Consider the following 20135-nt stretch of genomic DNA (forward strand, 5'->3'; position numbering starts at 1 on the left):
CGTCGTAGCTGATCCATTGGGTCAGGAACAGCGGCAGGCGCTCCCAGTGCGATTCCCGCATGACCTGCGGCAGGTTGAAGAACCACAGGGAATAGAGCAGGTAGAGAAAGATGCCGCCAAGCAGCATCAGCGGCCCGAAGCGCTTGTGGAACGGCCGCTGGAACACCTGCGGGAAGCGCTCTTCGATCGACTGGATCTGATCGGCGGTCAAGGCAGCCATGGTCAAGCCCCCATCACGAAAGCCTGCTCGCCGACCAGCTTGCGGCGCAGCCAGGCGGAGAACTGGTCGACGATGAAGATCGTCGTGAACAGGAGCAGCACGAGCGCTATCGTCTTGGCGCCGAAGCCGCGCGAGATCGACAGCTTCAACTCCTCGCCGATGCCGCCGCCGCCGACCGCGCCCATGATGGTGGAGATGCGGACATTTATCTCAACACGCAGCAGTGTGTAGGACATGAAGTTGGGCAGCACCTGCGGCAGGCCGGCGAAGCGCACCCGCTCGAACCAGTTGGCGCCGACAGCCCTCAGGCCCTCTTCGGCGCGCATGTCGATGTTCTCGTTGATCTCGTAGAACAGCTTGCCCAGCGCGCCGATCGAATGCAGGCCGATGGCGATGATGGCGGCGATCGGGCCGATCGAGACGATGGCGGCGAACAGGCCGGCGATGACGATCTCGGGAAAGGCGCGCAGCAGTTCCATGAGGCGCTTGACGATCAGCCGCAGCACCGGATGCGGCGTCAAATTGCGCGCCGCGATGAAGGAGAACGGTACGGCGAAGGCGAAGCCGATGAAGGTCGAGACCAGTGCCACGTTGAGCGTGGTCAACATCAGCTCGAAATATTCGGGGATGTAGAAGCTGCCCCAGACATAGGAGCGGCCGAGCGGAAAATTGAATTCCTGGGTACCGGTGTCATGCGGGGAAGCGATGTCGAACATCGCCCGCCAGACATCGTTCCAATCCTTGGGGACGAGCCAGCTCAGGAAATCCAGCAAATGCGGCAACCGGTCGAAGAAATGCCCGGCATTGGCCTCGTCGGCGAACCACATGGTGCTGCCGAGCGCGATGATGAGCAGGCCGACACCGATGGCGGTGTAGAGCCGGCGCAAGGACGTCTGGCGACGCCAGGCGTCGGCCATCTGGTGAGTGGCGCCGGAAGGGGCTGTCACGGAAAGGGTCATGATCGGACATGCAAGAAGGGCGGCGTTTTCTCGACGCCGCCCTTCCTGATTTTGCCGTTAGCCGCCGATGGCTGCCTTACGGGCTTCGACGATGACGTTGTAGAAGTCCGCCTTCACCGGAGCGTAGCCGGTAAAATCGCCGCCTTCGACGCCTTCGAAGCAAGCCTTGTCCTTCTTCGGCAGCTGCGTGAAGAAGTCGGCAAGCTTGGCGGTCATGTCGTCGCCGAGCGCGGTGCGCACGACCAGCGGGCCATTCGGGATCAGGCCCGAGCGCCAGACTTCGACGAAGTCGTTGGGGTCGACGGCGCCCTTGGCGACTTCCTTGTGGAAGGTGCCCGAGGTGTAGCCGTCCTTGAAGTCGCCAATGCCGGAAGAATCGTCCACCGCCACGTCGACCTTGCCGTCACGCACGGCCAGAACGTTGTTCTCGTGGCCGCCGTTGAACTGGGTCGAAGCGAAGAAGGTCTCGTTCGAAGCGCCGGTGTCCTTCGGGATCTGGGTCAGCGGGATCAGATAGCCGGAGGTCGAATCCGGATCGGCGTAGCCGAGCTTCTTGCCCTTGGCCGACTTGATGTCGGTGATCCCCGAGGATTTCAGCGCCAGGCCGATCGAATAGTAGCCGGTGGCGCCGTCGGTCTGCTGGGTGGTGAGGATCGGGGTGACCGCCTTCGGGTCCTTGAGCGCGATGCTGGCGTAGCCGGAAGCGCCGAGTTCGGCGAAGTCGAGCGTGCCGCCAAGCAGGCCCTGGATGACGCCGTCATAGTCGGCGGCGGGGAACAGCGAGACCTTTTCGAAGCCGAATTCGGCCTTCAGATGGTCGGCGAGGCACTGGTAGTTGCGCAGCCGGTCGGTTTCGTTTTCGCCGCCGAGAATGCCGACGCGAAATTCCTTCATGTCGGCGGCATGGGCCATGCTGGTCGCCATGGCGAGCACCGAAACGGCGCCGAAAACCATCTTCCTGAACATCTGTTATTTCTCCTGTAGGTTCCGGCCCCGCGCCGGCAGCGTTATCGATTTTGACAGGTGCCCTTGACGTGGGCTGGCGATCCCAACCGCTCTCAACATCCCGGGAATGCGGGCTCGAGCGGTCCGGCGGATGCGGCGATCTTTCGGCTGAAGGCAACGCTGGTCGAGGTGATGGCCTCGGATATTTCCTGGCCATTACTGTCGGCGCCGTAGACGAGGCGCACGGCCTCGCGATTGAGCTCTTCCGGCGGGCCGTCGAAGACGACCTTGCCGGCGGCCATGCCGATGATGCGGTTGCAGTAGGTCCGGGCGGTGTCCAGCGTGTGCAGATTGGTGACGACGGTGATGCCCTCGCGCAGATTGATGTCCTGCAGCGAATCCATCACCACCTTGGCGTTGAGCGGATCGAGCGAGGCGATCGGCTCGTCGGCGAGGATCACCTTGGGCTGCTGCATCATGGCGCGGGCGATGGCGACGCGCTGCTGCTGGCCGCCCGACAAGGTGCCTGCGGGCTGCAGCGCGGTGCGGGCGATGTCGAGCCGCTCGAGTGCCGCGACGGCCTCGGCGCATTCGGCGCGGGAGAACATGCCAAACAGGTTGGTGATGGTCGAACGGTGGTTCAGCTTGCCGAGCAGCACATTGGTCAGCACGTCGAGGCGCGGCACCAGGTTGAACTGCTGGAAGATCATGGCGCAGTCACGCTGCCAGCGCCGCAGCGGCGAGCCGCGCAGCTGGGAAACCTCGGCGCCGTCAAAAAAAATCGACCCCTGGCTGGGATCGATGAGACGGTTGATCATCCGCAGAAGGGTCGATTTCCCGGCGCCCGAACGGCCGATAATGCCAACCATCTGACCCTGCGGGATCGCGATGTTGATGTCGCTGACAGCGGTGTTCTTGCCAAATCGTCGGGTGACACCGCGAATTTCGAGCGTGGCGGAATTTGCTGGCATGGGGGCAGGTTCCAGTCCGGACCATTGATCGTCAGGCTCTCGCCTAGCGCAGCCACATGAACCTGCCGTGTCGCGTTAATGTCAGTTTTGTTACGCTCCACAGGCCGGAGTCTGTGGCCGGCCCAGGACCAGCAGCCGAAGGTGATGTGGAATGCAGGCCCGGCGAGCTGGTGCCGATGGCCAGACGGCGCCACTTGATGCACATACTCGTCCGTGGCGCGCTGGCAACGGCGAGGCCGTCCTTCAGGCATTCCAGACAAGGGCCGTCATGGTGTCGAGAGGCAGGTCATGCGGATAGCAGGGGCCGGGGCGGTTTGCCCTGCTGCCCAGCGTCAGTGACGGCCCATTCCTGGACGTCACTATCCGCCATATTTCTCCAGGAACGCCTCGGCCTCAAGCTCCCGGAAATCATCCAACGCGGCCCGCAGCCTTGCATGGTCCCAGTCCCACCAGGCGAGCGCCTGGTAGCGTTCGGCCGTGCGGCGGTCGAAGCGTTCGCGGATCGGCTTGGCCGGCACGCCCGCAACGATGGTGTAGGGCGCTACATCCTTCGAGACGACGGCTCCGGCGCCGACCGCGGCGCCATCGCCGACGGTGACACCAGGCAGGACGGTGGAGCCATGGCCGAGCCAGGTGTCGTGGCCGATGGTGACGCGCTTGGCGCGGCGTTGGGCGAAGAATTCGCTCTCGTGCTCGGCATCGTCCCAGTAGTCCGAGGCGCGATAGGTGAAGTGATGCAGCGTCGGCCGCCAGGTCGGGTGGTTGGTGGCGTTGATGCGCACGCTGGCGGCGATGTTGGCGAACTTGCCGATCGTCGCACACCAGACCGAGCAGTCCTGCATCATGTAGGAATAGTCGCCAAGTTCGCTTTCCGAGACCCGGCTGCGGTCGGCGATCTCGGTCCAGCGGCCGAGCGTCGAATTCTGCACCTCCGCCGTCGGATGGACCAGCGGCGTCTCGGACAATTTCCTGGTCATGCGGCGATTTTTCCGGGCGCGAAAGCGGTGACGTCGATGATGCGGTCGGCAACCGCCTCGCGCACGTCATGATCATGGAAGATGCCGAGCAGTGCGACACCGGCCGCTTTCTTGGCGGCGATGAGTTCGATCACGACATCGCGGTTCTTGGCGTCGAGCGAGGCGGTCGGCTCGTCAAGCAGCAGGATCGGATGCTCGGTGATGAAGCCGCGCGCGATGTTGACGCGCTGCTGCTCGCCGCCGGAGAAGGTCGCCGGCGGCAATGCCCAAAGTTTCTCCGGCAGGTTGAGCTGCGCCAGCAAGGCGCGTGCCTTGCCGCGGGCAATCTCGCGATCCTCGCCGCGCTCGACCAGCGGCTCGGCGACGACGTCGAGCGCCGAGACGCGCGGCACGGTGCGCAGGAACTGGCTGACATAGCCGATCGCTTGCCGGCGTATGGCCAGCACGGTGCGCGGGCTGGCCGTGGCGAGGTCGATCAGGCCGTTATCGTGCGTGACGATGATCTGGCCTTCGTCGACGGCGTAGTTGCCGTAGAGCATCTTCAGGATCGAGCTCTTGCCGGCACCGGAGGCGCCGCCGAGCACGGTGCATTCGCCGGCCCTGATCGAGAACGAGACACCGGCGATAACAGGCAGTTTGATGCCGTCGCGCAGATGCATGGTGAAGCTCTTGGCGACGTCGGAGACAACGAGGGGTGTCGGCATGGTTACACCTGAAGTATCGAGGAAACGAGGAGCTGCGTGTAAGGCGCGCGCGGGTCGTCGAGCACGCGGTCGGTGAGTCCGCTTTCGACGACCCGGCCGTCCTTCATCACCATCATGCGCTGCGACAGAAGCCGCGCCACGGCAAGGTCATGGGTGACGACGATGGCTGCAAGACCAAGATCGGTGACCAGACCGCGCAGCAAGTCGAGCAGGCGCGCCTGGACCGAGACGTCGAGGCCGCCGGTCGGTTCGTCCATGAACACCAGGCGCGGGCCGGTGACGAGGTTGCGGGCAATCTGCAGGCGCTGGCGCATGCCGCCGGAAAAGGCGCGCGGCTCGTCGTCGATGCGGTCCTCGTCGATCTCGACGCGCGACAGCCAGTCGACGGCGGTGGCGCGGATCTTGCCGTAGTGACGGTCGCCGACCGCCATCAGCCGCTCGCCGACATTGGCGCCGGCCGACACCGTCATGCGCAGGCCGTCGGCGGGGTTCTGATGGACAAATCCCCAGTCGGTGCGCATCAGGAAGCGGCGCTCGGCCTCGCTCATGCGGTAGAGTTCGCGGAACTGGCCGTCGCGCATGCGGTAGCTGGCGGTGCCGGAGCTCGGCAGCAGCCGGGTCGACAGGCAGTTGAGCAATGTCGTCTTGCCGGAGCCGGATTCGCCCACGACAGCCAGGACTTCGCCCGGCCACAGGTCGAAGGAGACGTTATCGCAGCCGACGCGCGAGCCGTAGAATTTGGACAGCGCGGAAACGCGCAGCAGCGGTTCGTCGGTCATTGCGCCGGCTCCATTTTTTCCGAGGCAGGATGGGTTTCCGGGGCGAGAGTGGTTTCCGGGGCGAGATGGCCGCGATGGCCGTCCGCCCGCCGCTTCTCGCAATGGTCCGTGTCGGAGCAGACGAACATGTGGCCGCCATGGTCGTCGAGGATGACCTCGTCGAGATAGACATTCTCAGCCGCGCACAGCGCGCAGGGCTGGTCGAAGGTCTGCACCTCGAACGGATGATCCTCGAAGTCGAGGCTGACCACCTCGGTGAAGGGAGGCACCGCGTAGATGCGCTTTTCGCGGCCGGCGCCGAACAGCTGCAAAGCCGGCGAGCGGTGCATCTTGGGATTGTCGAATTTCGGCGTCGGCGAGGGGTCCATCACATAGCGGCCCTCGACCTTGACCGGATAGGCATAGGTGGTGGCGATGCGGCCGTGCTTGGCGATGTCCTCGTAGAGTTTGACATGCATGAGGCCGTATTCCTCCAGCGCATGCATTTTCCGCGTTTCGGTCTCGCGCGGCTCGAGGAAGCGCAGCGGTTCGGGGATCGGCACCTGGTAAACCAGCACCTGGCCCGCCGTCAGCGGATGCTCGGGAATGCGGTGGCGGGTCTGGATGATGGTGGCGCTGGCAGTGTCGGTCGTCACCGCGACGTTGGCGACCTTCTTGAAGAAGGCGCGGATCGAGACCGCATTGGTGGTGTCATCAGCGCCTTGGTCGATGACCTTCAGCACGTCATCCGGGCCGATGATGGAAGCTGTGACCTGCACGCCGCCGGTGCCCCAGCCATAGGGCATCGGCATTTCGCGCGAAGCGAACGGCACTTGGTAGCCGGGGATGGCGATGCCCTTGAGGATCGCCCGGCGGATCATCCTCTTGGTCTGCTCGTCGAGATAGGCGAAGTTGTAGGTGGCCATGTCGGTCATTGTGCGACTTCCAGTCCCTTGGCGTAGCGCGCCAGCCGCTCAGCGAGCGTGCCGGTGTGCAGTTCGAACATGTGGTTGTCGTCGTCGTAGAAGTAGATCGAGCGGCCTTCGCCCTCGACGCGCGGGCGCGGTGGGCGCATGTCGAGGCCGAGGCCGCCGATGCGCTCGGCATAGCGGTCGAAATCGGCGTCATCGATCTTGAAGGCGATGTGGTTGTAGCTGCGCTCCGGCAACGGCTCGCCCTCCATGATGGCGACCCAGATGTCACCGATCAGGAAGAATTTTTCGCGTGACAGCGAGAACTGCCTGGCGTCGCTGGCATAGACTTCGCGTGCGTCGAACACACCGGCAAGGATCGCGGTCATCCGCTCGAGATCGCGGACGATGAAGGTCATGTGGGAAAGGCCTTCGATCATTCCGCGGCCTCCCGCTTCTCTTCGACCTTCACGGGCTTTTGGCGGGCGTCATATTCGGCGCGCATGCGGCGTACGAGGTCGAGTTCGGCCTGGAAGTCGACATAATGCGGCAGCTTCAGATGTTCGACAAAGCCGGTCGCCTGGACATTGTCGGAGTGCGAGATGACGAACTCCTCGTCCTGGGCCGCGGCGACGACATCCTCGCCGAGCTCCTTCGCGCGCAGAGCCCGGTCGCAGAGCGCCATGGCCATCGCCTTGCGCTCGCTCTGGCCAAAGACCAGGCCGTAGCCGCGGGTGAATTGCGGCGGCGCCTTGGCCGAGCCTTTGAACTGGTTGACCATCTGGCATTCGGTGACCCGCACGGTGCCGAGCGGCACCGCGAAGGGCAGCTCGGGCACGTCGAGCTCCAGCTCGACCTCGCCGATGCGGATCTCGCCAACGAAGGGATGGTTGCGGGCATAGCCGCGCTGGGTGGAATAGCCGAGCGCCAGCAGAAAACCTTCATCGCCGCGTGACAGCGCCTGCAGGCGTATGTCGCGCGCCATCGGGAATTCGAGCGGCTCGCGGGTGATGTCGCCGGGCACATGGTCCTGCGGCATGTCGCCGTCCGGTTCGATCAAGCCCTCGCGGGCGAGGATCGCCGAGACGCGCGGCATGGCTTGCGCTTCCGTCTCGCGCAGCAAGGGCTCGGCGACATCGGCGCCGGCGGCAAGCTCGGGATCGAGCAGCCTGTGCGTGTAGTCGAATGTGGGCCCGAGCAACTGGCCGCCGGGCAGATCCTTGTAGGTTGCCGACACACGCCGCTCGACCAGCATGTTGGCGGTGTCGATGGGCTTGGAGTAGCCGAAGCGCGGCAGCGTGGTTCGATAGGCGCGCACCAGGAAGATCGCCTCGATCATGTCGCCGCGCGCCTGGACGATGGCGAGCGCGGCCAGTTCACGGTCGTAGAGCGAGCCTTCGCTCATCACCCGGTCGACGCTGAGCGCCAGCTGCTCGACGATCTGGTCGAGACGAAGGGCGGGCACCGAACGGTCGCCACGCCGGCGGTCGGCCAGCAGGCTGTGGGCGTTGGCGATGGCCGCTTCGCCACCTTTTACCGCGACATACATCTTACGCCTCCATCGTCTTGATGCGCGTCGTGCGCGGCAGGCAGGCAATGCCGCCTGATGTGGCGAGGATGATGTCGACGCCGCGCGGAAAGCGCTTGATATTCTGCTTCCACTGTTCGACGAAATGGCGCGGCATCTGCGCCGGCGCGATCGTGGCGCTGGTTTCGATGCCGGGACCTTCGAGCAACAGCGGCGTGCCGGAGACCAGATCGCTGGCGTGCAGGATCAGCGTGGTCGAGCGGTCGGGATAGTCCTGCGTACCCTGCGAAAAGCCATCGAGCGCCATCATCTCGGCAGGTGCTGCGATCAAGGCGAAATGCGCATCGGCCGGTGTGTTGGCCAAGGGCGCGCCCGTATGGAACCCAAGCCAGGATCTGACCGCGGTGGAAGCTTGCAGGGCCTGGTCGAGCCAGAGCGGCGTGTCATTGTCGCAAAGTGCCAGCGCGATGGCGCCAGCGGTGGCCGAGAGCGGCACCGGCGGGCGGGCGAATGCCGGCAGCGGCTGCACGCTGCCCGGCCGTGCCATTGCGTCCATGACGGCGCGGAACACGGTCTGGGCATTGAAGACCGGATCGGCGAAACCGCCCTCGATCGATTGCGCTGTAATGTCCATCAGTCTTCTCCGCGAACCATGGTGAAGAAATCCACCTTCGTTGCCGCCGTCTCGGCGCGGCGTTTTTCATGCGTCGCGGTCAGGGCCGACCGCAGGGGCGCTATCAGTCCGGTCTCGACCTCGGTGCGGCGGGCAGGGTCCTGCCATAGCGCGTCGGCGATGGCCGCCAGCCTTGCCTTCTGCTTGTCGCGGCCAAGCGCATAGCAATGGCCGACCTGTCCGGTGGGCAGCCGGACCGTGGCGCGAGTGACGGTCGCCTCGCCGACATTGAAGGGTGCGCCGCCGCCGCCGATGCGGCCGCGCAGGGTGACCAGTCCGGTTTCGGGGCCACGCAGCAACTCGGCGTCCGAAGGCAGTCCGGCCTCATTCCAGAGCCGTACGATGTCATCGCCGCTGGATTGCGCAAGGGTTGCCATGGCGGCCTTGCGCTCGGCCTGGTCGCGGGCTTCCTGTCCTCGCATAAGCTATAATCCTCGTGGCTAATTTGTCTATTGATATAGACAACTATACAAATTATACCTATTATCTAACGCGTGTCCATGACGGATGGATGACAGCCATAGAAGACTGGGCGCTGGAAGGTTGGGGGCAATGATGGTCGGGCGGCTGGCAGCGGACAGCATCGAGCGGCGCAGTGGCGTTTCGCTGTGGCGGCAGATCGCCGACAAGATCCTGCATGCGATCGCCATCGGTGATTTCACGGAGAATGCAGCGTTGCCACCGGAGGTGGCGCTGGCAGAGCGCTATGGCGTCAACCGCCACACGGTGCGCAGCGCCATATCAGCCCTTGTAAGGGAAGGCGTGCTGCGGGCCGAGCAGGGGCGCGGCACGTTCGTACTGTCGCGCAAGCGGCTGTCCTATCCGATTGGGGCGCGCACACGTTTTTCGACGGGGCTGCAAGGGCAGACGACGGAAAGGCACATCGTCCTGCTCGCCTCGTCGGTCGAGCCGGCCAGCCAGCGCGTCGCCGAGGGGCTGGGCCTTGCCAAGGGGGCCGATGTGATCCGGCTGGAAACGCGCGGCGAAGCCGATGGACGGCCGGTGTCGCGTGCTGCTGGCTGGTTCGAGGCCCGGCGCTTTGCCGGCATCGATGCCGCGATGGCCGAGACAGGGTCGATCACCGCCTCGCTGGCGCGTTTCGGCGTCGACGACTATCTCCGGCAATCGACCGTGCTGTCGGCGCGCCACGCCGATGCGGCGGACCTTGCCGACCTCGATCTGCAGCCGGGCGCCATCGTACTGGTCACGGTCGCCGTCAACGTCACGCCGGACGGCCAGCCGATCCAGTTTTCCGAGTCGCGCTTCCCGGCCGAACGGGTGGAGTTGAAGCTGTCGGCGCTGTAGGGGGCGCCGGGCTTATACAAGCCCGTGATTTATCTGACTCACGCTGATATCAGACTAGCTTGGTCGCGCTCACTTATCAGCGGCTTGGCGTTTGAGGACCGCCTTCCCCCACTCCGTCTCGGCTTCGCCGAGCCACCTCTCCCCCCTCCGGAGGGAGAGGAAAGGAGCCCGCTGGCGGGAAGCCGGGAGTCTGGTTGAGGAGCGTTGGCTGCAATAGGCTCGCACCCTTCCTCTACCCCGTCGATCGGGGGAGAGGTGGCTCGGCGAAGCCGAGACGGAGTGGGGGTCGACCTGCGCCGGCGTCGTCAATTCGGGCCGGGTTCGCCGCCTGCCATGTTATGCCCGACCTCGATCACAGCCTTGATCAGGCCGGATTTCTCGTGTGCCCAACGAGCCAGATCATGCGGCGTGCCGGCGAGTGTGGTGCGGTGGGTGACGAGCTTGGCCAGGGGAACGGTGCCGTTGCGGATCGAGGCAGCGACATGGTCGAAGTCGGCGCGCAGCGCGTTGCGGCTGCCGATCAGCGTCATCTCGCGCTTGTGGAATTCCGGATCGGAAAAGCTGATGTCGTCCTTGACGACGGAGACCAGCACCAGCGTTCCGCCATGCGCGACATGGGCGAAGGCCGACTGCACCGATTGGGTGTTGCCGGTGGCGTCGAAGACCACATCGAAGCCATCGCCTGATGTCGCTTCCCTGACCAGATCGGGCACCGCGCCGCGCGACCCGTCGAGGGTCTGGAAACCAAGCTCATTTGCAGCGAAGGCGAGCCTCTCACTGCTCATGTCGAGCAGCGTCACGTCGAGCCCGGCGATGCGGGCGAAGATGGCGGTACCGAGCCCGATCGGGCCGGCGCCGATGACCAGCGTGCGGGCGCCGGGGTCGGCGCGGGCGCGCCGCACGGCATGCGCGCCGATGGCCAGGAACTCGACGGCGGCGGCGTCGGCCAGCGACAGGCCGTTGGCCGGATAGAGATTTTGCGCCGGCACCAGGATGCGTTCGCACATGGCGCCGTCGCGATGCACGCCCAGTACCTCGATCCTGACGCAGCAATTGGGCTTGCCGTGCCGGCAGGCGATGCACTTGCCGCAGGAAAGATAGGGGTTGATGACGACGGGGTCACCAACGGCCAGTTCGACGCCTTCGCCGGTCTCCATCACGGTACCCGACACCTCATGGCCCATGATGCGGGGGTAGGCGAGGAACGGGTGCTTGCCCTCGAAAATGTGGTAGTCGGTGCCGCAGATGCCGACATGGCTGACCGCCACCAGCGCCCAGCCGGGAGGCGGTGCCTCTGGTGCGGGCCGGTCTTCAAGGACAAGATCGCCGGGCGAACGGCAGAGGACGGCTTTCATGCGCTAATCCAGTCATGAAATCGCCGGCCCGTTGGTGTGGCGGACCGGCGGTTGATTGCAGGGTCGCTACTTGCCGCGGCGGCGCAGGCCGTCGAAGTAGACGATGATGATGATCAGCGCGCCGGTGATGATGCGCTGCCAGAACGAGTTGACGTTGAGCAGGTTGGCGCCGTTGTTGATGGTGGCCAGGATGAAGGCGCCGAGCAGCGGCCCATGCACCGAGCCGACGGCGCCGAACAGCGAGGTGCCGCCGATGACCGAAGATGCGATCGCCTGCAGTTCCCAGCCCTCGGCCTGTGTCGGGTTGCCGATGCCGATGCGGGCGGCCAGCAGCACGCCGACAAAGGCGGCGCACAGGCCCGACAGCGTGTAGGCCATGTAGATGGTGCGCTGGACATTGACGCCGGACAGGCGCGAAGCCTCGGCGTTGGAGCCGACCGAAAACAGGTACCGGCCCCAGCGGCTGTGGTGCAGGAAGATATAGGCCGGAATGCCGACCAGGATCACCATCCAGAACAAATTGGGGATGCCGATGAAGGAATTGCGCGAGAAGGCGGTGAAGGTGTCGCTGTTGATGTTGATCGAATTGCCGTTGGTCATCAAAAGGCCGATGCCGCGCAGCGAGGTCAGCGTTGCCAGCGTGATGATGAAGGGCGGCAGGCCCATCTTGACGATGCCGAAGCCGTGGAACATGCCGATGGCAACACCGACCAACAGCGTCACCAGGATGGCGAGCCAGATGGGGAAGCCGGCATTGATCATCATGGCCACGACCACGGTGGCGAAGCCGACCACGGCGCCGACCGACAGATCGATGCCGCCGGTGATGATGACGAAGGTCTGGCCGACCGCCATGATGGCGATCATCGAACCCTGGCGCAAAAGATTGGCTATGTTGTTGGCCGAGGCGAAGCTGGTCGTCGCCACGGAGAGGAGGATCCAGAGCAGAACCAGCAGCGCCAAAAGCGTCAGCCCAAACAGGACATTGTAGTTGCGCTTCGGTTTTTCGACGGCGATCGCCTCGGTGCTCATATCTGTCCTCCCAGCTTTTCTTGTTTCTCGGCGAGCGCCTGCGTGAGAATATCCTCGTGGCTGGCGGCGTGAAAACCGTGCGTCGCCACCAGTTTGCCGCGCCGGAACACGTGCAGCGTGTCGGCGAGTTCATAGACTTCCGGCAGATAAGACGAGATCAGGATGATGCCGGCGCCCTTTGACAGCAGCGCGCCGAACAGGCGGTAGATCTCGGCCTTGGTGCCGACATCGACGCCGACCGTCGGTTCGTCGAAGATGAACAGCTTGGCACCGTGCGCCAGCCATTTGCCGATGACGATCTTCTGCTGGTTGCCGCCCGACAGGCTGGATGCCAGCGCGCCGCGTGTTGGTGTCTTGATGCGCAGATCGGCGATCTGGCGATCGGCTTGCGTCTTTTCCTGCGTGCTCGAAATCAGCAGATTGTTCGAGATACGCTTGTAGATCGGCAGGTTCAGGTTGAAGCCGACAGGCAGGTTGAGGCAGAGGCCCTGGTCGCGGCGGCTCTCCGGCGCCAGCGCCATGCCGAGCTTGATCGCGTCATGTTCGGAATTGACCTGCACCTCCTTGCCTTCCCAGAGGATCTGGCCGGCGGATTTGCGGTGGCGGCCGTAAAGCGTGGTGACGAACTCGCTGCGTCCGGCGCCGATCAGGCCATAGAGTCCGACGATCTCGCCGGCGCGTACCGTCATCGAGACATTCTCGAAGCCCTTGCCGGACAGGTTCCTCGCCTCGATGATGGCGGCGCCCGGCGTGAAATGCTCCTTGTGATAGACCTGCTCGATCGAGCGGTTGATCATCATCCTGACCAACTCGGCATCGTTGGTCTCGGCGATGTTGCGGGTGCCGACCAGCGTGCCGTCGCGCAGCACGGAAACACGGTCGGCGAGTTCGAACACTTCCTCCATGCGGTGGCTGATGTAGATGATCGTCACGCCTTCGCCCTTCAGCCGGCGGATCAGGGTGAAGAGCTGGTCGGCCTCCTTGCGGGTGAGATAGGCGGTCGGCTCGTCGAAGATCAGGAATTTGGTGCCGCGCACGGTGGCGCGGGCGGCGGCAATCAGCTGCTGCTGGCCGATGGTCAGGTCGCCGAGCGTGACATGTGCCGGCAGGTCGAAGCCGAGGTCGTCGATGATCGTCTGCGCCTGCCTGACCATGGCGCGCTGCTGCAGGATGCCGAAGCGCGAATTCTCCTCGCCGAGGAACATGTTGGCGGCGACCGTCAGGTGACGGCACAGCACGACTTCCTGGTGCACGGCATTGATGCCGAGCGCCATCGCCTCGTGCGGTGTCGCGAGCGCGGCCGGCTGGCCCTCCCAGACAATCTCTCCGGAGGTGCGCGGCATGACGCCGGTCAGAAGCTTGATGAGCGTGGATTTGCCGGCGCCGTTCTCACCGACGATGGCGTGTATCTCACCGGACTTGAAGGCGAGGTCGACCGGCTTCAGCGCGTGGGTGCCGGGATAGCGCTTCTCCAGCCCGCGCAATTCAAGGATGGTCCGTCCCGGTTCCAGAGCGGGTGCGGGATGCAGTTCCTGCGCCGTCGAAATCATGACAATCCTCCCAGATTGGCTTCCCAGGCTGGCCTCACGATTGGCACGCGGCGAGGCAGGGATATGCCTCGAAAACAGCCTGGCTCAGGCGTGCGGATTGCCAAGCCGTTTGTGCGGCAGCTTGTGTCTCCGGGGCGAGGTGCCCCGGAGACGATTGCGGATGCGACGGCTCAGAGCTTCGGATTGAGCAGCGCGTCGATCTTGGCGTCTTTCATGTTGGCCTTGGTCACCAGATTGGCGCCGGTGTCGACATTGGCTTCGACCTTCTCGCCCTTGGAGGCGGCGAGTGCGGTCTTGATGCCGTCATAGCCCATCCGGTACGGATCCTGGACGACGAGGGCGGAAATGACGCCGTCGTTGAGGAACTTGATCAGCTTCTCGTCGCTGTCGAAACCGACCAGCGCCAGCTTGCCGCCAAGGTTGTTTTCCGCGACAGCCTGGCCGACGCCCTGCGCCATGATCAGGTTGGAAGCGAAGATGCCCTTGAGGTTCGGGTTAGCGGTGATCAGGTCGGTGGCGATGTTGAGGCCGGTGGTGGCCTGGCCGTCGGCGTATTTGTCGGCAACCAGCTTGAGGCCCGGATATTTGGCGGCCAGCTGTTCGGTGAAGCCCTGCTTGCGCTGTTCGAGCGAGCCGGCGCCCGGTGCGTTGGTGATCAGGGCGACGTCGCCCTCGATCTTGCCGCCGTTGGCGGCGCCGATGGCGGCTGCGAGGCCGTCGGCGGCGACGCGGCCGCCCTGGACGTTGTCGGTGGTCAGGAACGAGGTGAAGGCCTTGGAGTCGGCGCCGGAGTCGATACCGATGACCTTGACCTTGGCAGCGGCTTCATCGATCGGCTTGCCAAGCGCCTTGAACTCGGTCGGCGCAATGACGATGGCCGCCGGGTTGCTGGCAACGGCGTTCTCGAGGATCGAGACCTGGCCGTTGACGTCGGTTTCAGCCTGGGCGCCGAGTTCCGGCACGTTGACGCCGAGATCCTTGCCGGCCTTGCGGGCGCCGGCCAGAACGATCTGCCAGTAGAAGGACGTGGTGTCCTTGACGATGATCGGAATGGTGACGTCCGCCGCCGAAACCGGCGCCGAATGCATGACGCCGGCGAGCATCGAAGCTGCTGCCAGCGCCATGACGGCGCGGCGATTGAGAATGCTGGTCGCGAATTTCATGAGGTTTCCTCCCTAAAGTCGCCCGGTGAACGTTACGGAAGCTCCGTTCGGATAGGCGCGGCCCAAACAGAACTTTATCAATAAAAAACAATTGCCATGTTTTGATAATGCATCGAACTGATCGATGCAAGCGGTGTTTGATCAGTCCTTGCGAGGTCTGGTAGAGGCAGATCCATCGCGCTGCTCCCCATTGGCGCCGTCAGGCTTCCGTTCCGTTCTGGGAATGTATGGAATATTAATTCCACCAATTCGTCAATATGGAATATTCATTCCTTCGTGGCCGCAAGAATATGAATTCACGCCAGCTCCTGCACCAGCGTGTGGGGACGATATCTGGCGTATTCCGTCTCCGGCACGTCGATGTCGAGCAGTTCGAGGTTGCGCGTCAGGTTTGCCAGCTTGGCGGTGCCGGTCAGCACGGTGGCGACGGCAGGTTCATGCAAGGGGAATTGGAACGCTGCGGCGGCGAGCGGATAGCCACCCTCGGCGGCGATCCTTTCCATAGCGCCGACACGGTCGAGCACGTCATGGCTCGCAGGGCGGTAGTCGAAATGCGCGCCTTGTACCGGCCCGGTCGCCAGGATGCCGGAGTTGAACACGCCGCCAATGACCAAGGAGGTCCGCCGCGCCCGGCATAGGGGCAGCAACTCCGCTTCGGCGCTGCGGTCGAGCAAGGAATAGCGGCTGGCGAGCAGGATGCAGTCGAGCGGCGCCTCGCGCATCACGTCGAGACAGATCTGCACCTCGTTGACGCCGAGCCCATAGGCGGAAATGACGCCGGACCGTTTCAGCTCTTCGAGTGCCTTGAGGCCGCCGTCCATCAGATCGCGAAAGTGCAGCTTGGTCTTCTCGACACCATGGGTGTAGCCGCCGATGTCGTGGACAAACAGGATGTCTATCCTGTTTAGGCCAAGCCGCGCATAGCTGAACTCGACCGACCGCATGATGCCGTCATAGGAATAGTCGTAGTCGAGGGCGAAGGGCAGCGGATCGACGTAGGAGTGGTCGGGAACCTGATCGTCCGGCACCGGGCGGAACAGCCGGCCGACCTTGGTCGACAGCACATAGGAATCGCGCGGCTTGTAGCGCAGGAAGTCGCCGAAGCGGCGCTCCGACAGTCCGAAACCGTAGAAGGGTGCGGTGTCGAAATAGCGCAGGCCGGCATCCCAGGCGCCCTGCAGTGTCTCCATCGCCGCTTCGCGCGAACAGGCGCGGTAGAGGCCGCCAAGTGCGGCGCCGCCGAAGCTGACCTCGGTGACTTCCAGCGCTGTCTGGCCGATGCGGCGTCTTTCCATGCACAACCTCCCCGTTGCCCGCCGCTGACCGGCGCGCAGTCTACTTTATATCAGTAAAATCTAAAGCGTTGCGCCCAGATGCCAGGGCACGAACTCGTTGTCGCCGTAGCCGAAGTCCTCGCTCTTGGTCTTGCGGCCGGAAGCCGTTTCGACGATCAGTTCGAAGATCTCGCGGCCCATGGCGGCGATGGTCTTTTCGCCCGAGGCGATGACGCCGCAATTGACGTCCATGTCCTCTTCCATCTGGTGGTACATGGTCGAGTTGGTGGCAACCTTGATCGATGGCGTCGGGCGGCAGCCGAAGCATGAGCCGCGGCCGGTGGTGAAGACGATGACGTTGGCGCCGCCCGCCACCTGGCCGGTGGCCGAAACCGGGTCGTAGCCGGGCGTGTCCATGAACACCAGGCCGCTGCCGGTGACTTTTTCTGCGTAGCCGAAGACGCCGTTGAGCGGCGTCTGGCCGCCCTTGGCGACCGCGCCGAGCGACTTCTCCAGGATGGTGGTGAGGCCGCCGCGCTTGTTGCCGGGCGAGGGGTTGTTGTCGATCGAGGCGCCATGCTTGGCGACGTGATCCTCCCACCACTTCACGAAGCCGTCGAGCTTCTGCGCGATCTCCGGCGTTGCCGCGCGGTAGGCAAGCAGATGCTCGGCGCCGTAGATCTCCGTGGTCTCGGAGAGGATGCCGATACCGCCGACGCCGGCCAGGATGTCGACGGCCGCGCCCAGCGCCGGATTGGCCGTGATGCCCGACATGCCGTCGGACCCGCCGCATTGCAGGCCGACGACGATCTCGCTGACCGGAATCGGCTCACGCTTCAGCTGGCCGACTTCCTCGGCAATCTCGGCCAGCACGCCCATCGCTTTTTCCACCGATTTGCGCGAACCGCCGGCGTCCTGGATGTTGAAATGGCGTTTGCCGGCAGCGACGCCCTTCTGGCCGTAGAGGGTGAGCTGGTTGACCTCGCAGCCGAGGCCGACCATCAGCACGCCGCCGAAATTCGGGTGGCGGGCGTAGCCGGCGAGCGTACGGTGCAGCACCATCATGCCGTCGCCGGTGCCGCTCATGCCGCAGCCCTGGCCATGCACGATCGGCACGAAGCCGTCGATGCCGGGATATTTCGGCAAAAGCGTGCGGTTGGCGGTGTCGGCGATGGAATGGCAGACGGTGGCCGAGCAATTGACGCTGGCGACGATGCCGATGAAGTTGCGCGTGCCGGCGCGGCCATCGGCGCGGCGATAGCCCATGAAGGTGCGGGCGCGGTCGGCCTCCGTCGCGTGCTCGGCCTCGCTCGGCGGCACGACCGGCAAGCGGCCGGATTCGAAAACCAGATTGTGCGAATGAACGTGCTCGCCCGCTGCGATATCCTGTGTCGCGCGACCGATCGCCTGAGCGTATTTCACCACGGCCTCGCCGGCGGCGATCGGCTTGATCGCCACCTTGTGGCCGGGCTCGATCAGAACACTGGCGACGGCACCGCCCGGCAGCACGGTGCCGATCTCGATGCGGCCGTTGGCGACTGCGACGTTGTCGGCGGGGGACAGAAGAATGCAGTTGGAGGCGTTCACGGGCGGTTTCCTGGGTGATCCTGGGTTGCGCGGACGGATTGACACGCGTCTGTTTAGAGATAATGTCTTTTATCGTGAAAAAACAGTTTTGCGTCAATTGTTTTTTCGTGGGGAGTTCCGCATGTCTCCGGGTTGTTCCGCGAAGCAATTTCGCTTCTCGGAGCCATGCGAACGTCATATTGCGCTTCAAGCCGTCCGCCGCAAGCGACGGCGTGCAACGGGTCAGGGATGTCGAAGAGCAACAACGTCTACAAGGATGCCTACAACCGCTGCCTGCGGCTGCTCGACGAAACGCGCAGCCTGCCTTCGGAGCCGGAACTGGGTACCTTGCTTGGCGTCAGCCGTACCACGGTGCGCACCATTCTGGCGCGCATGGAAGAGACCGGGCTGATCGCCTGGAACAAGCGCGCCAAGACGGTGCTGCGCGAACCGCTTCCCGATGATTTCTTCCCCGAGGAAGAGACCGACACGCTGGCCGAGATCATCGAACGGTCGTTCATGCGTCGGCTGCTCGCCGGCGGCGCCGAAGCCGGCATGCAGATCAACGAACTCGAACTGGCGCGCGAGATCGGCGTCGGCACCACCAGCGTGCGCGAGTTCCTGATCCGCTTCTCGCGCTTCGGCCTGATCGAGAAACGTCGCAACAGTCACTGGGTGCTGAAGGGCTTTACGCGCGCCTTCGCGCTGGAGCTGACCGAAATCCGCGAAATGTTCGAACTACGCTCGGCGGCCGCCTTTGCCGCTCTACCGCAGGACAGCGCGGTCTGGACCGATCTCGACCGCCTGGAAGACGAGCATCGCCAGTTGGCAGGTGACATCGCCACCCGCTTCACCGAATTCTCCGAGCTCGACGAGCGCTTCCACCGGCTCATCCACCGAGCGTCGCGCAACCGCTTCATCGTCGATTTCTACGATGTCATCGCCATGATCTTCCACTACCATTACCAGTGGAACAAGGCGCAGGAACGCGAGCGCAACGAAGTCGCGATCGGTGAGCATCTGGTCTACATAGAAGCGCTGAAATCACGCGATCTCGGCAAGGTCGACGCCGCTTGCCGCAAGCACCTGAAGTCGGCGCGCCAGACATTGCTGACCTCGATCCCGGAGAGCCGGTCGCTGCAAAAACACTGAGCCGCATCGCTGTTCAGAGTCTTGTTTCATGCGTGTCGTCGTCCCAAGACCGCTATACACTTTTGGGCGACGTGCATTGAGCCTGCCGCGTTGGCGCCGCGGCGATTTGGCGATTTTCCACCCGCCGGCCCCGTGCTAGATATGGGTCGTTGCTGCGAAGAGGCAGGGCTTTGGGCGTATCGAGGAGACGATGGAGCATGCCGGTCGCGCTTGTCGCGGCCTATCTGCTGTTGCTCCAGTCGACGCTTGGTGCATTCGCCTTTGGCGCCGGTCCCAATGCATCGCAGCTGGATGCTTTCGGCAACGTCATCTGCACGCATGAGGGCGCGACCCAGCTTCCCGGCGGCAACCAGCCGCCGTCCCATCTTCCGGCATGCTGCGTGCTCGGCTGCGGCATGGTTTCGGCGGCTTTTGCGCCGCCGCCCGATGCCGGGCTTGCATTGCACAGCCTTTCCTTTGAAACGGTCGCCTTTGTCTTCCCGGCGGCCATTTATCTCGACTTTGCGCGTGAGCGCTCGCCGTCGAACCCGCGCGCGCCGCCGCTGACGGCCTGAGCCTGTTTGCCCGGCGGAACTTTTCGTGGGCGTACCCATCCAAAGATCAAACTGCTCGCGACCGGCAACGGCGCGACCATCACTTCATGGAGCAACCATGTCCTATTTTTCCCCTGACGCGGCGCGTCCTGTGCTCGGCGGCATTCTACGCAGCATCGAAGAGCGTGTCGGCATTGCCGTGCTGGCTCTTGCGCTGCTGTTCACAGGCGCCCAGTCCGTCCTCGCGCATGAGTTCAAGGTTGGCGATCTTGAGATCGGCCACCCCTGGTCGCGCGCCACGCCGGCCGGCGCCAAGGTGGCCGGCGGTTATTTCACCATCACCAACAACGGCAGTGCGCCGGACCGGCTGGTGTCGATTTCCTCCGATGTCTCTGAAAAGGCCGAGCTGCATGAGATGGGCGTCAAGAACGGCGTCATGACCATGCGGCCGGTTGCCGGAGGCCTGGAAATTCCGGCCGGCGGCAAGGTAGCCCTTGCGCCTGGCGGCTATCATTTGATGTTCATCGGCCTGAAGCGGCAACCCAAACAGGGCGAAAAG

Annotated in this window: 21 protein-coding genes and 1 pseudogene; 4 read left to right on the forward strand and 18 right to left on the reverse strand. The window is 64.2% G+C overall.

Features of this window, described 5'->3' with window-relative positions:
• The 12 genes and pseudogenes from EN943_RS21495 to phnG form a co-directional block, all read right to left on the reverse strand.
• A pseudogene (locus EN943_RS21495) lies at window positions 1-220 on the reverse strand (phosphonate ABC transporter, permease protein PhnE); the annotation flags it as partial.
• A gap of 2 nt (window positions 221-222) precedes the next feature.
• Window positions 223-1179, reverse strand: coding sequence for a phosphonate ABC transporter, permease protein PhnE (gene phnE / locus EN943_RS21500; protein ID WP_127414544.1), 957 nt, complete (start codon window positions 1177-1179; stop codon window positions 223-225).
• 57 nt (window positions 1180-1236) lie between these two features.
• Window positions 1237-2145 (reverse strand): phosphonate ABC transporter substrate-binding protein, encoded by a 909-nt coding sequence (gene phnD / locus EN943_RS21505; RefSeq protein WP_127414545.1) that lies wholly within the window; start codon window positions 2143-2145, stop codon window positions 1237-1239.
• A 92-nt stretch (window positions 2146-2237) separates the two neighbouring features.
• Window positions 2238-3095 carry a phosphonate ABC transporter ATP-binding protein gene (phnC, locus tag EN943_RS21510; RefSeq protein ID WP_127414546.1) on the reverse strand — a complete coding sequence of 286 codons (858 nt, stop codon included), beginning with the start codon at window positions 3093-3095 and terminating at the stop codon, window positions 2238-2240.
• A gap of 359 nt (window positions 3096-3454) precedes the next feature.
• Window positions 3455-4072 carry a DapH/DapD/GlmU-related protein gene (locus EN943_RS21515; protein WP_127414547.1) on the reverse strand — a complete coding sequence of 206 codons (618 nt, stop codon included), beginning with the start codon at window positions 4070-4072 and terminating at the stop codon, window positions 3455-3457.
• A complete protein-coding gene (gene phnL / locus EN943_RS21520) occupies window positions 4069-4776 on the reverse strand; it encodes a phosphonate C-P lyase system protein PhnL (protein WP_127414548.1) in 708 nt (235 codons plus the stop codon). Before phnL ends, EN943_RS21515 begins: the two co-directional genes overlap by 4 nt.
• A gap of 2 nt (window positions 4777-4778) precedes the next feature.
• Window positions 4779-5555, reverse strand: a complete 777-nt coding sequence (gene phnK / locus EN943_RS21525; protein ID WP_023760811.1) for a phosphonate C-P lyase system protein PhnK — start codon at window positions 5553-5555, stop codon at window positions 4779-4781.
• Window positions 5552-6469 (reverse strand): alpha-D-ribose 1-methylphosphonate 5-phosphate C-P-lyase PhnJ, encoded by a 918-nt coding sequence (locus EN943_RS21530; RefSeq protein WP_127414549.1) that lies wholly within the window; start codon window positions 6467-6469, stop codon window positions 5552-5554. The genes phnK and EN943_RS21530 overlap by 4 nt, the downstream gene beginning before the upstream one ends.
• A complete protein-coding gene (fosX, locus tag EN943_RS21535; protein ID WP_127414550.1) occupies window positions 6466-6885 on the reverse strand; it encodes a FosX/FosE/FosI family fosfomycin resistance hydrolase in 420 nt (139 codons plus the stop codon). Before fosX ends, EN943_RS21530 begins: the two co-directional genes overlap by 4 nt.
• Window positions 6882-7994: a carbon-phosphorus lyase complex subunit PhnI gene (locus EN943_RS21540; RefSeq protein WP_127414551.1), complete on the reverse strand. Its 1113-nt coding sequence runs from the start codon at window positions 7992-7994 to the stop codon at window positions 6882-6884. Before EN943_RS21540 ends, fosX begins: the two co-directional genes overlap by 4 nt.
• Window position 7995: 1 nt before the next feature.
• Window positions 7996-8607 carry a phosphonate C-P lyase system protein PhnH gene (gene phnH, locus EN943_RS21545; protein WP_127414552.1) on the reverse strand — a complete coding sequence of 204 codons (612 nt, stop codon included), beginning with the start codon at window positions 8605-8607 and terminating at the stop codon, window positions 7996-7998.
• Window positions 8607-9068 (reverse strand): phosphonate C-P lyase system protein PhnG, encoded by a 462-nt coding sequence (gene phnG, locus EN943_RS21550; protein WP_127414553.1) that lies wholly within the window; start codon window positions 9066-9068, stop codon window positions 8607-8609. The genes phnH and phnG overlap by 1 nt, the downstream gene beginning before the upstream one ends.
• Window positions 9069-9201: 133 nt before the next feature.
• Here phnG and phnF point away from each other — a divergent pair, with 133 nt between their 5' ends.
• On the forward strand, window positions 9202-9951 hold the full coding sequence (gene phnF / locus EN943_RS21555; RefSeq protein WP_164778307.1) for a phosphonate metabolism transcriptional regulator PhnF: 750 nt from the start codon (window positions 9202-9204) through the stop codon (window positions 9949-9951).
• A 305-nt stretch (window positions 9952-10256) separates the two neighbouring features.
• Here phnF and EN943_RS21560 read toward each other — a convergent pair whose 3' ends face one another.
• The 6 genes from EN943_RS21560 to EN943_RS21585 all read right to left on the reverse strand — a co-directional run bounded on the left by EN943_RS21560 (window position 10257) and on the right by EN943_RS21585 (window position 17912).
• Entirely contained in the window at window positions 10257-11306 is a 1050-nt protein-coding gene (locus tag EN943_RS21560; protein ID WP_127414555.1) for a zinc-binding alcohol dehydrogenase family protein, read from the reverse strand.
• A gap of 66 nt (window positions 11307-11372) precedes the next feature.
• Window positions 11373-12338 (reverse strand): ABC transporter permease, encoded by a 966-nt coding sequence (locus tag EN943_RS21565; protein WP_027037769.1) that lies wholly within the window; start codon window positions 12336-12338, stop codon window positions 11373-11375.
• Window positions 12335-13888: a sugar ABC transporter ATP-binding protein gene (locus EN943_RS21570; protein WP_127414556.1), complete on the reverse strand. Its 1554-nt coding sequence runs from the start codon at window positions 13886-13888 to the stop codon at window positions 12335-12337. Before EN943_RS21570 ends, EN943_RS21565 begins: the two co-directional genes overlap by 4 nt.
• 170 nt (window positions 13889-14058) lie before the next feature.
• Window positions 14059-15051, reverse strand: coding sequence for an ABC transporter substrate-binding protein (locus EN943_RS21575; RefSeq protein ID WP_127414557.1), 993 nt, complete (start codon window positions 15049-15051; stop codon window positions 14059-14061).
• Window positions 15052-15347: 296 nt separating this feature from the next.
• Entirely contained in the window at window positions 15348-16346 is a 999-nt protein-coding gene (locus EN943_RS21580) for an aldo/keto reductase (RefSeq protein WP_127414558.1), read from the reverse strand.
• A gap of 60 nt (window positions 16347-16406) precedes the next feature.
• Window positions 16407-17912, reverse strand: coding sequence for an altronate dehydratase family protein (locus tag EN943_RS21585; RefSeq protein WP_127414559.1), 1506 nt, complete (start codon window positions 17910-17912; stop codon window positions 16407-16409).
• A gap of 228 nt (window positions 17913-18140) precedes the next feature.
• Between EN943_RS21585 and EN943_RS21590 the strand changes: the two genes are divergently transcribed.
• The 3 genes from EN943_RS21590 to EN943_RS21600 form a co-directional block, all read left to right on the forward strand.
• Window positions 18141-19043, forward strand: a complete 903-nt coding sequence (locus tag EN943_RS21590) for a GntR family transcriptional regulator (protein ID WP_127414560.1) — start codon at window positions 18141-18143, stop codon at window positions 19041-19043.
• 197 nt (window positions 19044-19240) lie between these two features.
• Window positions 19241-19597, forward strand: coding sequence for a DUF2946 family protein (locus tag EN943_RS21595; RefSeq protein ID WP_127414561.1), 357 nt, complete (start codon window positions 19241-19243; stop codon window positions 19595-19597).
• A gap of 97 nt (window positions 19598-19694) precedes the next feature.
• On the forward strand, window positions 19695-20135 hold a 441-nt coding region (locus EN943_RS21600), incomplete at its 3' end, for a copper chaperone PCu(A)C (RefSeq protein ID WP_164778306.1).

Origin of the sequence: Mesorhizobium sp. M7A.F.Ca.US.006.01.1.1, assembly GCF_003997935.1 — a bacterium.
Classification (GTDB): Bacteria; Pseudomonadota; Alphaproteobacteria; order Rhizobiales; family Rhizobiaceae; genus Mesorhizobium.

Bases quoted from the DNA above. Each gene is read 5' to 3' on its own strand.
- phnE (WP_127414544.1), bottom strand. From the start codon at position 1,179: ATGACCCTTTCCGTGACAGCCCCTTCCGGCGCCACTCACCAGATGGCC.
- phnD (WP_127414545.1), bottom strand. From the start codon at position 2,145: ATGTTCAGGAAGATGGTTTTCGGCGCCGTTTCGGTGCTCGCCATGGCG.
- phnC (WP_127414546.1), bottom strand. From the start codon at position 3,095: ATGCCAGCAAATTCCGCCACGCTCGAAATTCGCGGTGTCACCCGACGA.
- EN943_RS21515 (WP_127414547.1), bottom strand. From the start codon at position 4,072: ATGACCAGGAAATTGTCCGAGACGCCGCTGGTCCATCCGACGGCGGAG.
- phnL (WP_127414548.1), bottom strand. From the start codon at position 4,776: ATGCCGACACCCCTCGTTGTCTCCGACGTCGCCAAGAGCTTCACCATG.
- phnK (WP_023760811.1), bottom strand. From the start codon at position 5,555: ATGACCGACGAACCGCTGCTGCGCGTTTCCGCGCTGTCCAAATTCTAC.
- EN943_RS21530 (WP_127414549.1), bottom strand. From the start codon at position 6,469: ATGACCGACATGGCCACCTACAACTTCGCCTATCTCGACGAGCAGACC.
- fosX (WP_127414550.1), bottom strand. From the start codon at position 6,885: ATGATCGAAGGCCTTTCCCACATGACCTTCATCGTCCGCGATCTCGAG.
- EN943_RS21540 (WP_127414551.1), bottom strand. From the start codon at position 7,994: ATGTATGTCGCGGTAAAAGGTGGCGAAGCGGCCATCGCCAACGCCCAC.
- phnH (WP_127414552.1), bottom strand. From the start codon at position 8,607: ATGGACATTACAGCGCAATCGATCGAGGGCGGTTTCGCCGATCCGGTC.
- phnG (WP_127414553.1), bottom strand. From the start codon at position 9,068: ATGCGAGGACAGGAAGCCCGCGACCAGGCCGAGCGCAAGGCCGCCATG.
- phnF (WP_164778307.1), top strand. From the start codon at position 9,202: ATGGTCGGGCGGCTGGCAGCGGACAGCATCGAGCGGCGCAGTGGCGTT.
- EN943_RS21560 (WP_127414555.1), bottom strand. From the start codon at position 11,306: ATGAAAGCCGTCCTCTGCCGTTCGCCCGGCGATCTTGTCCTTGAAGAC.
- EN943_RS21565 (WP_027037769.1), bottom strand. From the start codon at position 12,338: ATGAGCACCGAGGCGATCGCCGTCGAAAAACCGAAGCGCAACTACAAT.
- EN943_RS21570 (WP_127414556.1), bottom strand. From the start codon at position 13,888: ATGATTTCGACGGCGCAGGAACTGCATCCCGCACCCGCTCTGGAACCG.
- EN943_RS21575 (WP_127414557.1), bottom strand. From the start codon at position 15,051: ATGAAATTCGCGACCAGCATTCTCAATCGCCGCGCCGTCATGGCGCTG.
- EN943_RS21580 (WP_127414558.1), bottom strand. From the start codon at position 16,346: ATGGAAAGACGCCGCATCGGCCAGACAGCGCTGGAAGTCACCGAGGTC.
- EN943_RS21590 (WP_127414560.1), top strand. From the start codon at position 18,141: ATGTCGAAGAGCAACAACGTCTACAAGGATGCCTACAACCGCTGCCTG.
- EN943_RS21595 (WP_127414561.1), top strand. From the start codon at position 19,241: ATGCCGGTCGCGCTTGTCGCGGCCTATCTGCTGTTGCTCCAGTCGACG.